A 13,832-nucleotide genomic window follows, 5' to 3' on the forward strand; every position below is an offset into this window, starting at 1 on the left:
GTTAGGCTAACCCCATTCTACTTTCTCGAGACGCGACCCCATGCAATGGCGAAATTCCTCCAGCAATTACGGCCTGGTCAGCATCGTGATGCACTGGCTGGTGGCGCTTGTCGTAGTTGGGTTGTTCGCACTGGGTTACTGGATGGTCGGGCTTACCTATTACAGCAGCTGGTATCGCACCGCCCCTGACATACACAAGAGCATCGGCCTGTTGTTGCTGGCCCTGATGGTGTTGCGAGTCAGCTGGCGTTTTCTGAGCAGTGGCCCGGCGCCGCTTGCCAGTCATGGCGAGCTGACCCGCCTGGCCACCAAGGTTGGCCACGGCGTTCTCTACCTTGGTCTGTTTGGAGTAATGATTTCCGGCTATCTGATCTCCACGGCTGATGGCCGCTCCATCAGCGTGTTCGATTGGTTTGAAGTGCCGGCACTGGTCACCTCTATTCCAAATCAGGAAGACATTGCCGGCCTTATTCACGAGTTCATGGCGTGGGGCCTGGTGATCTTCTCCGGTCTGCACGCCCTGGCCGCGCTCAAGCACCATTTCATCGATCGCGATCCGACGCTAAAGCGGATGTTCGGCCGCGCCGATGCCTGATAAACCCTCAAAGGAGTCATCCATGCTGAAGAAAACCCTTGCTGCACTTGCCTTGGGCTCGATGATCGTCGCTGGTCCCGTAGCTGCCGCCGATTACGCGATCGACACCAAAGGCCAACACGCTTTCGTCAATTTCAAGATCAGCCACCTTGGCTACAGCTGGCTGTGGGGAACCTTCAAGGAATTCGACGGCAGCTTCAGCTTCGACGCCGATCAGCCGGAAGCAAGCAAGGTCAACGTCAAACTGCAGACTGCCAGCGTCGATTCAAATCACGCCGAGCGGGACAAGCACCTACGCAGCGATGACTTCCTCAACGTATCCAAGCATCCGACTGCCACTTTTGAGTCCACGTCGGTCAAGTCGACCGGTGACGGCACCGCTGACATCACTGGCAACCTGACCCTGAACGGCGTTACCAAGCCCGTTGTGATCGCGGCCAAGTTTCTCGGCGAGGGCAAGGATCCGTGGGGTGGCTACCGTGCCGGCTTTGAAGGCATGACGACCCTCAAGCTGAAAGACTTCGATATCAAGATGGATCTGGGCCCGGCTTCGCAAACCGTGGACCTGATCATTTCGGTGGAAGGCATCCGCCAGTAAACCGAACGCTGTTCATGTGACGCCGGCGAAAGCCGGCGTTCTTGTTTCTGCTGCGTTGATATGAAAAGCCGCTACCACGGCGTGCCAATTAATCATTTAAATCGGCGTAATAGAGCATTGGTGGCGTGATCGTCTGTTTACAGACATTGGTGAATGTAAGTATATTCGCCGCATTCTGCCATTCGAGTCTGCCCAAGCTGTTCTGCTTGGGACTATCTGTTCAATGAGGTCGCTTTCGATGTCAATCAAGTCAGCCAGTGCTGCTCTGATAACCCTTTTTGCCGCCGCGGCTGTGCTGAGCGGCTGTCAGGATGAGCAGGCAACGGCCCCTGCTGCTGCAGACCAGGCGCCGCAGGTGGGCATCGTGACGCTCGGTGCTGAGCCGTTTGAGCTGACGACGGAGCTACCGGGTCGAACCACTGCCTTCCGCATTGCCGAGGTCCGGCCGCAGGTCAGCGGAATCATTCAGAAGCGTCTGTTCACTGAAGGCAGTGAAGTGAACAAGGGGCAGCAGCTCTATCAGATCGATCCAGCCGTATACGAGGCCACTCTGAAAAGTGCGCAGGCGCGGATGGCCTCGGCCAAGTCGCTGTCGGATCGCTATGGGCTGCTGGTCAAGGAGCAAGCGGTGAGCCAGCAGGCCCATGAGGAGGCTCGAGCTGCGACGTTGCAGGCTCAGGCCGAGCTTGAGCGGGCAAAAATCGATCTCCGTTACACCAAGGTGCTCGCGCCCATATCGGGGCGAATCGGCCGTTCTGCAGTAAGCGAGGGTGCGTTGGTGAGCAACGGCCAGGCGCAGGAGCTGGCAACTATCCAGCAGCTTGATCCGATCTATGTCGATGTGACCCAGCCGGTGCAGGATCTGATTGCCCTACGGCGCGATCTGGAAAGTGGCCGGCTGCAGCAGGCCGGCGACAGTGCAGCCAAGGCTCGGTTGATCCTGCCGGACGGCTCCGAGTATCCGCATGACGGCACACTGGAAGTTGCGGAAGTGGCCGTGGACGAAGGCACAGGCTCGGTCACCATTCGCGCCAAGTTCCCGAACCCGGAAAAAGACCTTCTGCCAGGCATGTTCGTGCATGCGCGGTTGCCGGCTGGTGTTCGAGAGCAGGCCTTGCTGGTGCCTCAGCAGGGCGTGACTCGTGACGCTCGTGGCGAGCCGACAGCGATGGTGGTGGGTGCGGACAACAGGGTCGAGCTGCGTCAGATCAAGACAGAGCGTGCGGTCGGTAATCGTTGGCTGGTGAGTGAAGGCCTGCAGGCAGGTGATCGAGTGATCACCGAGGGGCTGCAGTTCATTCGCCCTGGTGTGGAGGTCAATCCGCAGCCGGCGGGTAACGTCAAGCAGGCCGGGCAGAGCGAAGACCAGGCTGGCGCAGCCGCTGCTGGCCAAGGGGAATAACCAGACATGTCCAACTTTTTCATCGACCGGCCAATCTTCGCCTGGGTGATCGCCTTGGTGTTGATGCTTGCCGGCGCGCTGGCGGTCCTTAATCTGCCGGTCAACCAATACCCGAGCATTGCACCGCCGAACGTGTCGATCTCAGTTAATTATCCGGGCGCTTCGGCGCGGACTGTTCAGGACACGGTCGTCCAGGTCATCGAGCAACAGCTCAATGGGCTCGACGGATTGCGCTATATCTCATCGGAAAGCAACTCCGATGGCAGCATGACCATCAACGTGACTTTCGAGCAAGGCACAGACCCTGACATCGCCCAGGTGCAGGTACAGAACAAGCTGCAGCTCGCCACGCCTCTGCTGCCCCAGGCGGTTCAACAGCAGGGCATACGCGTGTCGAAATCGGCCCGTAACTTCCTGATGGTAGTGGCGCTGGTGTCCCAGGACGGGCGGCAGACTAACTTCGACCTGGCCAACTACATCGTGGCCAACGTGCAGGATCCGATCTCGCGTACCCCGGGAGTCGGTGACTTCCAGGTGTTTGGCGCCCAGTACGCGATGCGTATCTGGCTCGATCCGGCCAAGTTGCAGCAGTACCAGCTTACGGCGGTGGACGTCCGGTCTGCGATACAGGAACAGAACGTTCAGGTTTCGTCCGGTCAGCTTGGCGGCCTGCCTGCGGTGGAAACCCAGCAGCTCAACGCCACCATCATTGGCAAGACGCGGTTGGAGACGCCAGAGCAGTTCGAAAAGATCCTGCTGAAGGTCAATGCCGACGGAGCACAGGTTCGACTGCGCGACGTTGCCAGGGTCGAACTCGGCGCCGAAAGCTACGCGATTCGCGCCGAGTACAACGGCCGGCCTGCAGCGGGTCTGGGCATACGCCTCGCTGCGGGTGGCAACGCGCTTGATACCGCAACAGCGGTTCGCCAAACCATCGCCGAGCTGGAGCCATTTTTCCCGCCGGGGGTCGAGGTCGTTTATCCCTACGACACCACGCCGGTGATCTCAGCCTCTATCGAAGGTGTCGTGCATACGCTGCTGGAAGCCTTCGTGCTGGTCTTCCTGGTTATGTTCCTGTTCCTGCAGAACCTGCGGGCGACGCTGATTCCGACGCTGGCCGTGCCGGTGGTGATCCTGGGCACCTTCGCGGTGCTGCTAACGTTCGGATACAGCATCAACACGCTCACCATGTTCGCCATGATTCTGGCCATTGGTCTGCTCGTGGACGATGCAATCGTGGTGGTGGAGAACGTCGAACGGGTGATGCGAGAGGAGGGGCTCTCTGCGCGGGAGGCGACTCGCAAATCGATGGGCCAGATCCAGGGCGCGCTGGTGGGTATCGGCGTGGTGCTTTCCGCCGTGCTATTGCCCATGGCGTTCTTCGGCGGCTCCACCGGGGTCATTTACCGTCAGTTCTCCATCACCATCGTTTCGGCCATGGTGCTTTCGGTATTGGTCGCGCTGATTTTCACGCCCGCTCTATGCGCCTCCATTCTCAAGCCGCACAGCGGCGACCATGAGGGCAAGCGTGGTTTCTTCGGCTGGTTCAACCGGACCTTCGAGCGCGGCACCCTACGCTACGAGCGTGGAGTGGTTGCTGTGCTGCGGCGCAAATTGCCTTACCTGCTGATGTACCTGCTCATCGTAGGCATCATGATTTGGATGTTCACGCGCATTCCCACGGCCTTCCTCCCTGAGGAAGATCAGGGTGTGCTGTTCGCACAGGTTCAGACGCCAGCTGGTTCGACCGCTAGCCGGACCCAGGAGGTCGTCGAGCAAATGCGGGAATACCTGCTGACCGAGGAAAGCGAGACGGTCAATTCGGTGTTCACCATTACCGGCTTCAACTTTGCGGGTCGTGGTCAGAGTTCAGGCATGGCCTTCATCATGCTCAAGCCGTGGGAGGAGCGCAAAGAGGCTGGGCAGGGTGTTTTCGATCTCGCTGAGCGCGCTCAGGGCCACTTCTTCAGCCTTCGCGACGCCATGGTGTTCGCTTTCGCACCGCCAGCCGTGATGGAGCTGGGCAATGCCACCGGTTTCGATGTGTTTCTGCAGGACCAGGCCGGGCTCGGCCATGAAGCCCTGACAAAGGCACGTGATCAGTTCATGCAACTCGCCGCCGAGGAGCCAACGCTCACCGGCGTGCGCTTCAATGGAATGCGTGACGAGCCGCAGTATCGGCTGATCATCGACGATGAAAAAGCGCGCGCGCATCAGGTTTCCCTTGCCGCGATCAATGACTCACTTTCGATCGCCTGGGGCTCGAGTTACGTCAACGACTTCATCGATCGAGGTAGGGTCAAGCGCGTGTACATGCAGGGCGAGCCCACCTCACGGATGAATCCGGAGGATCTTGGCAAATGGTATGTGCGCAACTCGGCGGGTGAGATGGTGCCGTTTACCGCGTTCGCTACGGGTGAGTGGACGTACGGCCCGCCCAAGCTGACCCGGTTCAATGGCGTACCGGCGATGGAGATACTGGGGGCGGCTGCACCGGGTTACAGCTCCGGCGAAGCCATGGCGGCAGTCGAGCGGATCGCCAGTCAGTTGCCAGCAGGCATTGGCTACTCATGGACCGGCCAATCCTATGAGGAGCGTTTATCTGGCTCGCAGGCGCCGGCACTCTATGCGCTGTCCCTGCTGGTGGTCTTCCTCGCGCTCGCAGCGTTGTACGAGAGCTGGTCGGTTCCGCTGTCGGTCATGCTGGTCGTGCCGCTGGGCATCGTTGGTGCGCTGGCCTTTACCATGGGGCGCGGACTGTCCAATGACGTTTTCTTCCAGGTCGGACTACTGACCACCGTAGGGTTGTCGGCGCGTAACGCGATTCTCATCGTGGAATTCGCGAAAACCTTGCATGAGCAGGGGATGACGATAGCCGACGCAGCGATCGAAGCCTGCCGCATCCGTTTGCGGCCTATCATCATGACGTCCTTGGCGTTCATGCTTGGTGTACTTCCGTTGGCAATCTCCAGTGGGGCGGGTGCCGGCAGCAAACATGCGATCGGTACCGGCGTGATCGGCGGCATGCTCAGCGCCATGCTGTTGGCTATTTTCTGGGTGCCGCTGTTCTATGTGCTGGTGTCTTCGATTGGCAAGCGTAAAAAAGCCAATGTCGAAGCACCGAAGGGAGATACGCAATGAAGAGGTCTCTATTGAGTGTCGCGCTGCTGGCCGCACTGAGCGGTTGCTCGTTGATACCCGAATACCAGCGCCCCGACACTCCAACGGCCGCCAGCTGGCCCGAGGGCGAAGCCTATGTCGGTTCAGCCAGCGCTGCACAGGGGCAGCAGATGACCCTGGACTGGCAGAGCTTCTTCCGGGACCCCGCTCTGCGGCAGTTGATCAGCGGTGCGCTGGAGAACAACCGTGACCTGCGAATCGCCGCGTTGAATGTCGATGCCTATCGTGCGCTTTATCGCGTGCAGCGGGCCGATTTGCTGCCGGCGGTAAGTGGTGATGGCTCTGGTAGCCGCACCCGCACCCCGGGTGATCTGAACCAAACTGGTGAAGGTGCGATTAGCAGCCAGTACAGCGCGACGCTCGGTGTTTCCTGGGAACTGGACCTGTTCGGGCGTCTGGGCAGCCTTCGTGAAGAGGCCCTGCAGCAGTTTTTCGCCACCGAGGCGGCCCAGCACAGCACGCAGATCAGCCTGATTGCCAGTGTTGCCAACGCCTGGCTGACCTTGCAGGCCGACCAGGCCCTGCTTCAGGTGAGTCGCGACACCTTGAAGGCCTTTGAAGAAAGCCTTTCACTTACCCAGCACAGTTTTGACGTCGGCGTGGCTTCGTCGCTCGAACTGAGCCAGGCCCGAAGTGCGGTCGATACCGCCCGTGTACGCATTGAGCGTTACACCCGTCAGGTCGCGCAGGATCGTAATGCGCTCGGCTTGCTGCTGGGCCAGAGTGTCCCGGTCGAAGTACCTGCCGACGGCAGACTGGAGCGCGATCTGCTAGCCACCGTGCCGGTGGGGCTACCGTCCGATCTGCTCTACAAGCGCCCTGACATTCTTCAGGCCGAATACCAATTGCGAGCGGCGAACGCCAATATCGGCGCGGCGAGAGCAGCATTTTTCCCTCGGATCAGCCTCACAGGCGCGGCGGGGACGGCCAGCAGCGAGCTCTCAGGGCTTTTCGATGGTGGGTCCAGCTACTGGAACTTCGCGCCGAGCATCAGTGTGCCCATCTTCAACGCAGGGCAACTGCGAGCCAACCTCGACTACGCCGAGATCAGTCGCAATATCCAGGTGGCGCAGTATGAGCGCGCGATTCAGACGGCGTTCCGCGAAGTGGCAGATGGACTGGCCGCGCAAGCCACCTATGTTCGCCAGGTTCAGGCTCAGCGTGATTTGCTGGAAACCAGCGAGGACTATTATCGGCTTGCCGAGCGGCGCTACCGCACGGGTGTCGACAGCTACCTGACGCTTCTGGATGCACAGCGGCAACTGTTCGACGTGCAGCAGCAGTTCATCGGTGACCGACTGGCACAAATGACCAGTGAGGTGGAGCTGTTCAAGGCCCTGGGTGGTGGATGGGATGCCCAAGCCGAACCGGTCGCCGACGAGGGCTGAGGTGGTCACCGGCGGGCGAACCTGCCGGTACTTACACCGCATCGCTGAAACAAGAACGCCGCCCAGAGGGCGGCGTTTTTGTATGCTCGACTTAGCGGTTGCGAGTCAGCAAGGCAGGCTTCTCGCCGCGCGGCCGGGTCGGCAGCTGTTCGAGTTGATCAGCACTAGGCAGCCGATCAAGTTTCGACTCCTTGTGAATGATCACCGGCTGCTTTTCCTTAGGCTTGACGGCTGCTTCCTGACGAGCCGGACCTTCATTGTCGATCCGGCGTCCCTCATTCTTGCGCCTAGGCTGGCCACCGCGCGCAGGACCCTGACGCTTGCCCTTGCCGGGAGCAGCAGCGCCGCCCGCGGGTGCGGAACCGCCACGTGGGGCGGCCGCTGCACGCGGTTGAGCGCCAGGCTGAGCTGGAGCGCCGGGGCGGCGCCCGCGACCCTGCTTGTTCTGGTACGGGCTGACGTAATCGACCTTGTTGCCGAAGTTGTCCAGTTCGTCATCGAGAAACACTTCTGGGTCTCGATCATTAGGCAGGCGAGGCGGGCGGCTCACTGGTGCAGCTGCGGCTCCCTGTGCGGGTGCTGCCTGGCTTGCGCTGGCACCGCGCGGCTTGCTACGCCCGCGGCGGTTGCGATCGCGCTCTTTCGACTCGCCAGCGGCTTCGGTGGTTTTGGCAGCGCGCTCGGGGCGTGGCTTGCGCTCGCCGTTGCGGGGCGGGCGCGGCTGGCGTGGTTCGCGCACTTCAGGCTTTTCCGCCTCGATGGTGCTGGAGTCGAAGCCCATCAGATCGCCGTCAGGGATCTTCTGCTTGGTCATCCGCTCGATGCCTTTGAGCAGCTTTTCCTCGTCGGGCGCGACCAGCGAAATCGCTTCGCCGCTACGGCCTGCTCGGCCAGTACGACCGATGCGGTGAACGTAATCTTCCTCGACGTTCGGCAGTTCGAAGTTGACCACGTGTGGCAGCTGGTCAATATCCAGGCCGCGGGCGGCGATATCTGTGGCGACCAGAATGCGCACCTGGTTGGCCTTGAAGTCAGCCAGCGCCTTGGTGCGTGCGTTCTGGCTCTTGTTGCCGTGAATCGCGACTGCCGGCAGCCCGTGCTTGTCGAGATACTCGGCAAGGCGATTGGCGCCATGCTTGGTGCGAGTGAACACCAGGACCTGTTCCCAGGCACCTTTGGTGATCAGGTGCGCCAGCAGTGCACGCTTGTGCGAGGCAGGCAGGCGGAAAACACGCTGTTCAATGCGTTCTACCGTGGTGTTCGGCGGCGTGACCTGGATTTTTTCCGGCTCGTGCAGCAGTTTGCTGGCGAGGTCGGTAATGTCCTGAGAGAACGTGGCCGAGAACAGCAGGTTCTGACGTTTGGTCGGCAGCTTCGCCAGGACCTTCTTAACGTCATGGATGAAGCCCATGTCGAGCATGCGGTCGGCTTCATCGAGGACCAGAATCTCTACATGGGAGAGGTCAACCGCCTTCTGGTTGGCCAGATCGAGCAGACGGCCAGGGCAGGCGACGAGCACGTCGAGGCCTTTTGCAATGGCCTGGACCTGAGGATTCATGCCGACGCCACCAAAGATGACAGCGCTTTTCAGCGGCAGGTCGCGGGCGTATAGCTTGAAGCTGTCATGAACCTGGGCAGCAAGTTCGCGCGTCGGCGTCAGTACCAGTACGCGGGGTTGGCGCGGCCCGTGACGGTGTTCGCGGTCCGGGTGACCGCCTGGGAACAGAATTTCCAGTACGGGAAGTGCGAATCCACCGGTCTTACCGGTGCCCGTCTGTGCAGCGACCATCAGGTCGCGTCCTTGCAACACGGCGGGAATAGCCCGCTGTTGCACTGGTGTAGGCTGGGTGTAACCGGCGGCCTCGACGGCACCGGCCAAAGCCTCGGAGAGACCGAGGGAAGCAAAGGACATGAGTAATCCTGTCTTGTGTAGGGCGCGGCCCTGGGATGGTCATGCCTGGCTCGAATCGCGACTGGCGTGCGATCCCGTCCGGTCCTGCCGCATTTGAAGATGCTGGCATCCGGGCGTAAGCCTGGCGGAAGCGCGGAGTATAACAGAGCCTGTTAACGCCGCATTGCTAGGACAGTGTGTCAGTTCGCAGGTTCATTGACCAGCTCCCTGTTTCTGCAGGGAGCGGTTGATGATCAGCGGACCAGCTTGAGGTTGTCCCAGATGGCCAAGCTAGGCTCAGCCTGGTTCAGGGTGTAGAAATGCAGACCGGGCGCACCGCCAGCGAGCAGCTTCTCGCACATTTCGGTAATGACCTGGTTGCCAAAGGCCTGGATGCTCTCCATGTCGTCCCCGTAGGACTCCAGCTGCTTGCGAACCCAGCGCGGGATCTCGGCGCCGCATGCGTCGGAGAAGCGTGCCAGTTTGCTGTAGTTGGTGATCGGCATGATGCCCGGAACGATCGGCGTCTCGACGCCTTGTTTGCGTACCCGCTCTACGAAGTAGAAATAGCAGTCGGCGTTGAAGAAGTATTGGGTGATGGCGCTGTCGGCACCCGCCTTGGCCTTGCGCACGAAGTTGGCAAGATCGTCTTCGAAATTGCGTGCCTGAGGGTGCATCTCGGGATAGGCCGCAATCTCGATATGGAAGTGATCGCCCGTTTCGCTGCGAATGAACTCAACCAGTTCGTTGGCATAGCGCAGTTCGCCGCTGGCCATGCCCATGCCTGACGGCAGGTCGCCACGTAACGCGACGATGCGCTTGATGCCGGCGTCCTTGTAAAGGTTGAGCAGTTCGCGCAACTCCTGCTTGCTGTCGCCAACGCAGGACAGGTGCGGCGCAGTTGGCACCTTCACCTCGCCGTCGAGCTGCAGCACGGTATTCAGGGTTCGATCACGAGTCGAACCGCCGGCACCGTAGGTGCAGGAAAAGAAGTCCGGGTTGTACTCGGCCAGGCGGCTGGCCGTTGCCATCAGTTTTTCGTGCCCGGCGTCGGTCTTGGTGGGGAAGAACTCGAAGCTGAAGCTGTGGCTACGTGGGTGTGACATGACAATTCCTTTCATCGACCAGCCACACCGGGTCCTGGATGAGCAGACTCACCCTGGAGACCGGTGCGGCTGTGGCCTTGATTAGTAGCGGTAGCTGTCCGGCTTGAACGGACCTTCGACTTCCACTCCGATGTAGTCGGCCTGGCCTTGGGTCAGGCGGGTGATGACGCCGCCGAAACCTTTGACCATTTCGGCTGCGACTTCTTCGTCGAGCTTCTTCGGCAACACCATGACCGTGACATTCTTGGTCTTTTCGGTAACCGGCAGGTCCGCGAACTTCTCGTTGAACAGGTGGATCTGCGCCAGCACCTGGTTGGCAAACGAGCCGTCCATGATCCGGCTAGGGTGACCGGTAGCATTGCCCAGGTTCACCAGACGGCCTTCAGCCAACAGAATCAGGTAGTCGTCGTTATGCGCATCGAAGCTGCCCGGGCCGGTGCGGTGGATCTTGTGTACCTGCGGCTTGACCTCTTCCCACGCCCAGTTCTTGCGCATGAAGGCGGTGTCGATCTCATTGTCGAAGTGACCGATGTTGCACACCAGTGCGCGCTTCTTCAGGCCCTTGAGCATACCGGCGTCACAGACGTTGGCATTGCCGGTGGTGGTGACGATCAGGTCGATCTTGCCCAGCAGTGCGGTGTCGATGCAGGCGTCGGTGCCGTCATTTAGACCGTCCTTGTAAGGGGAAACCAGCTCATAACCGTCCATGCACGCCTGCATGGCGCAGATCGGGTCGACTTCCGACACCTTGACGATCATGCCTTCCTGGCGCAGCGACTGTGCTGAGCCTTTGCCCACGTCACCGTAGCCGATGACCAATGCCTGCTTGCCAGACAGCAAGTGGTCAGTGGCGCGCTTGATCGCGTCGTTGAGGCTGTGACGGCAGCCGTACTTGTTGTCGTTCTTGCTCTTGGTGACCGAGTCGTTGACGTTGATCGCCGGGATTTTCAGGGTGCCTTTTTTCAGCATGTCCTGCAGGCGATGCACACCGGTGGTGGTTTCCTCGGTGACGCCATGTACGCGCTCGAGCACTTGCGGGTACTTGTCATGCAGGATCTGGGTCAGATCGCCGCCGTCGTCGAGGATCATGTTGGCATCCCACGGCTGGCTATCCTTGAGGATGGTCTGCTCGATACACCACTCGTACTCTTCTTCGGTTTCGCCTTTCCAAGCAAACACAGGGATGCCAGCGGCGGCGATTGCGGCGGCGGCCTGATCCTGGGTCGAGAAGATATTGCAGCTGGACCAGCGCACTTCAGCGCCGAGGGCGGTCAGCGTCTCAATGAGTACGGCGGTCTGGATGGTCATGTGGATGCAGCCGAGAATCTTCGCGCCCTGGAGCGGGAGTTCACCGGCGTACTTGTGGCGCAGGCCCATCAGGGCGGGCATTTCTGATTCGGCGATGATGATCTCGCGACGACCCCAGTCAGCCAGGGAAATGTCGGCGACCTTGAAATCGTTGAAACCTGCAGGCGTCATGACAGCGCTCATTGAAGAGTTCTCCATTCGTTTTGTGCGAATGGGCGCCGTTGATGCGTATGGTTAACGCCCCATCCGAGCCTGACAGGTAGAGCCTGATTTGGATCTGCTGCGGCGCGACAGATAAGCCGCGTGGCTTGCGAGATCAAAAACAGGCTTTCGCCCTGCTGCAGCGCCCCTCGGACAGGTGGCGGGCACGGCCGAACAGCGTCGGCGGTGTGAAGCTCGGCGATTATAGCCGCGACCGCGAGCAATCCCAAGCCCGACGCAGCGCTCTTCGTCAGTGACTAGTGGCTTTGTCACGGGTGCAGATCTGGCGCACCAACCGGCCGATGCTCAACCCCTGGACCAGAATCGAGAACAGCACGACCAGGTAGGTGATGTTGAGCAGCAGATTGCGTTCTTCGCTGGCCGGCAGTGCCAGTACAAGCGCCACGGAAATTCCACCTCGCAGCCCGCCCCAGGTCAGGATACGCACCGTGCCGTTGGGCAGCGCGCGGCCCATCTTGCGCAGCAACAACGCAGGTGGGCCGACCGCGGCCAGGCGAGTGGCGAGGATCAGCAGCGTGACGCACAGGGCGATGAGCAGGTATTGCGCACTGAAGGGCAGTAGTACCAGCTCCATTCCGATCAGAACGAACAGCACCGCATTGAGTATCTCGTCGAGCAGCTCCCAGAAGTTGTCGAGGTTCTCGCGGGTATGCGCCGACATTGCATGCTTGCGCCCCTGGTTGCCGATGATCAGGCCCGCCACCACCATGGCAATCGGCCCGGATACGTGCAGGTGCGTTGCCAGGGTGTAGCCTCCGAGCACCAGGGCAAGGGTCAGCAGCACTTCGACCTGATACTGGTCGATGCTTTTCAGCAGGGCGAAGGTCAGGGCGCCGAGCAGCGCGCCAAGCAGCATGCCGCCGCCAGCTTCCTCGACGAACAGCCAGACAGCTTCCCCGGCGCCCGGCGCTTCGCCGCGTGCCAGTACGCCCAGCAGCACAGTGAAGACGACGACCGCGACTCCGTCGTTGAACAACGACTCGCCGACAATGGTGGTCTCCAGCGCCTTCGGCGCTCCGGCAGATCGCATGATGCCGAGCACTGCGATGGGGTCGGTCGGGGAAATAAGTGCGCCGAACAGCAGGCAATAGATCAGCGGCGGCTGCATCCCGAAAAGGTCGAGAATCCACCAACTGCCGAAACCGATTACCGCGGTGGAGAACAGTACGCCTGCGGTAGCCAGTAGGCCGATGGCCCACCGCCGCGCGCGCAGGTCCGCGAGATTGATGTGCAGCGCGCCGGCGAACAGCAGAAAAGACAGCATGCCGTCCATCAACAGGTGATTGAAGTCAATCCGGCCGATCAGGGACTCGATCAGCCGCTCGAGCTGCGGGAATCCAAGCATCGCCAGCGCATGCAGCAGCAGTGAAAACACCAGCGCCGTCGCCATCACCCCAATGGTGGGTGGCAGTTTGATGAACCGATAATTCACATAAGCGAGTAGTGCGGTGAGGGTGATGAACAGTGCCGATATTTCCAGCATGCAGGCCCCAGCTAGACGGTTGTATAGGGTGATTGGTGAGTTGACCCGCTCCAGCGACGATTGGTGCCGACCATCGCTACGGACGGCAACGCCCGAAGACGACGAACTCAGCAGGTGGCGGGTGGGTCGAACATGAAGGTTCGGTGAACCTCGTCGGGCCATTGACCCTCTGGAGCTGACAACATGAACCTCTCCTTACGTTCTGTGCTGCTTGCGGTGTGTGCCGCGGTGTCCCTGCCGGCGGCGGCTAATTCCTGCTACGTCACTGCGGAAACGTCCGGCGCCGTGCCGCCACCGGTCGTGACGGAAAAATGCTTTGAGTTTCAGGGCGCAGAAGATGATTCCATCGACTGGGTCTGCCAGGACAACGAAGCCATCAAGAATTCCCAGCGTGAAATCCGCGACAGCTGCCCGTCCGGTCATTTCGGCGTCTGCACGGCAGCATTGACCCCGGAGACACTGGCCAACGAACGCGCCACCGGTAGTCAGGCAAACGACACGCCTGCGCCGACCACCGTGCCTGAAACCGCTCGTATCGTGACGTACAACTACGAGTCTACCGACCGCGCTCAGGCAAAGATCGATTGTGAAAGTGCGGGTGGTGAATGGTCGCAGTGACCTGTCGGGGTTTGGTGAATTGAACGGCGGCAGGGATAATC

Annotated in this window: 10 protein-coding genes and 1 riboswitch; of the genes, 6 read left to right on the top strand and 4 right to left on the bottom strand. The window is 60.6% G+C overall.

Translation table 11 applies throughout. The features are described 5' to 3' along the window. Positions 1-40 precede the first annotated feature (40 nt). The 5 genes from NA619_RS02505 to adeC all read left to right on the top strand — a co-directional run bounded on the left by NA619_RS02505 (position 41) and on the right by adeC (position 7,163). Positions 41-595, top strand: coding sequence for a cytochrome b (locus NA619_RS02505; protein ID WP_255959606.1), 555 nt, complete (start codon positions 41-43; stop codon positions 593-595). 22 nt (positions 596-617) lie between these two features. Then, on the top strand, positions 618-1,193 hold the full coding sequence (locus NA619_RS02510; RefSeq protein WP_255959607.1) for a YceI family protein: 576 nt from the start codon (positions 618-620) through the stop codon (positions 1,191-1,193). A gap of 238 nt (positions 1,194-1,431) precedes the next feature. Continuing rightward, the gene (locus NA619_RS02515; protein WP_255959609.1) at positions 1,432-2,595 is read left to right on the top strand and encodes an efflux RND transporter periplasmic adaptor subunit; all 1,164 of its coding nucleotides are present in this window, start codon (positions 1,432-1,434) and stop codon (positions 2,593-2,595) included. Between the two features lie 6 nt (positions 2,596-2,601). After that, a complete protein-coding gene (locus NA619_RS02520) occupies positions 2,602-5,736 on the top strand; it encodes an efflux RND transporter permease subunit (RefSeq protein ID WP_255959611.1) in 3,135 nt (1,044 codons plus the stop codon). Next, the gene (adeC, locus tag NA619_RS02525; RefSeq protein WP_255959613.1) at positions 5,733-7,163 is read left to right on the top strand and encodes an AdeC/AdeK/OprM family multidrug efflux complex outer membrane factor; all 1,431 of its coding nucleotides are present in this window, start codon (positions 5,733-5,735) and stop codon (positions 7,161-7,163) included. Before NA619_RS02520 ends, adeC begins: the two co-directional genes overlap by 4 nt. A 91-nt stretch (positions 7,164-7,254) precedes the next feature. Here adeC and NA619_RS02530 read toward each other — a convergent pair whose 3' ends face one another. The 4 genes from NA619_RS02530 to NA619_RS02545 form a co-directional block, all read right to left on the bottom strand. Then, entirely contained in the window at positions 7,255-9,075 is a 1,821-nt protein-coding gene (locus NA619_RS02530; protein WP_255959614.1) for a DEAD/DEAH box helicase, read from the bottom strand. Positions 9,076-9,308: 233 nt separating this feature from the next. Further along, entirely contained in the window at positions 9,309-10,160 is an 852-nt protein-coding gene (gene metF / locus NA619_RS02535) for a methylenetetrahydrofolate reductase [NAD(P)H] (RefSeq protein WP_255959617.1), read from the bottom strand. Positions 10,161-10,241: 81 nt separating this feature from the next. After that, positions 10,242-11,651 carry an adenosylhomocysteinase gene (gene ahcY / locus NA619_RS02540; protein WP_255959620.1) on the bottom strand — a complete coding sequence of 470 codons (1,410 nt, stop codon included), beginning with the start codon at positions 11,649-11,651 and terminating at the stop codon, positions 10,242-10,244. Between the two features lie 23 nt (positions 11,652-11,674). Next, positions 11,675-11,826: riboswitch (S-adenosyl-L-homocysteine riboswitch) on the bottom strand. Positions 11,827-11,919: 93 nt separating this feature from the next. Beyond that, entirely contained in the window at positions 11,920-13,173 is a 1,254-nt protein-coding gene (locus NA619_RS02545; RefSeq protein WP_255959622.1) for a cation:proton antiporter, read from the bottom strand. Positions 13,174-13,356: 183 nt separating this feature from the next. Between NA619_RS02545 and NA619_RS02550 the strand changes: the two genes are divergently transcribed. Beyond that, positions 13,357-13,791: a hypothetical protein gene (locus NA619_RS02550; protein ID WP_255959624.1), complete on the top strand. Its 435-nt coding sequence runs from the start codon at positions 13,357-13,359 to the stop codon at positions 13,789-13,791. The last annotated feature ends 41 nt before the right edge of the window (positions 13,792-13,832 follow it).

Origin of the sequence: Stutzerimonas stutzeri, assembly GCF_024448895.1 — a bacterium.
GTDB classification, from domain to species: Bacteria; Pseudomonadota; Gammaproteobacteria; order Pseudomonadales; family Pseudomonadaceae; genus Stutzerimonas; species Stutzerimonas stutzeri_Q.

Bases quoted from the DNA above. Each gene is read 5' to 3' on its own strand.
- adeC (WP_255959613.1), top strand. From the start codon at position 5,733: ATGAAGAGGTCTCTATTGAGTGTCGCGCTGCTGGCCGCACTGAGCGGT.
- NA619_RS02545 (WP_255959622.1), bottom strand. From the start codon at position 13,173: ATGCTGGAAATATCGGCACTGTTCATCACCCTCACCGCACTACTCGCT.
- NA619_RS02520 (WP_255959611.1), top strand. From the start codon at position 2,602: ATGTCCAACTTTTTCATCGACCGGCCAATCTTCGCCTGGGTGATCGCC.
- NA619_RS02530 (WP_255959614.1), bottom strand. From the start codon at position 9,075: ATGTCCTTTGCTTCCCTCGGTCTCTCCGAGGCTTTGGCCGGTGCCGTC.
- NA619_RS02550 (WP_255959624.1), top strand. From the start codon at position 13,357: ATGAACCTCTCCTTACGTTCTGTGCTGCTTGCGGTGTGTGCCGCGGTG.
- NA619_RS02505 (WP_255959606.1), top strand. From the start codon at position 41: ATGCAATGGCGAAATTCCTCCAGCAATTACGGCCTGGTCAGCATCGTG.
- ahcY (WP_255959620.1), bottom strand. From the start codon at position 11,651: ATGAGCGCTGTCATGACGCCTGCAGGTTTCAACGATTTCAAGGTCGCC.
- metF (WP_255959617.1), bottom strand. From the start codon at position 10,160: ATGTCACACCCACGTAGCCACAGCTTCAGCTTCGAGTTCTTCCCCACC.
- NA619_RS02510 (WP_255959607.1), top strand. From the start codon at position 618: ATGCTGAAGAAAACCCTTGCTGCACTTGCCTTGGGCTCGATGATCGTC.
- NA619_RS02515 (WP_255959609.1), top strand. From the start codon at position 1,432: ATGTCAATCAAGTCAGCCAGTGCTGCTCTGATAACCCTTTTTGCCGCC.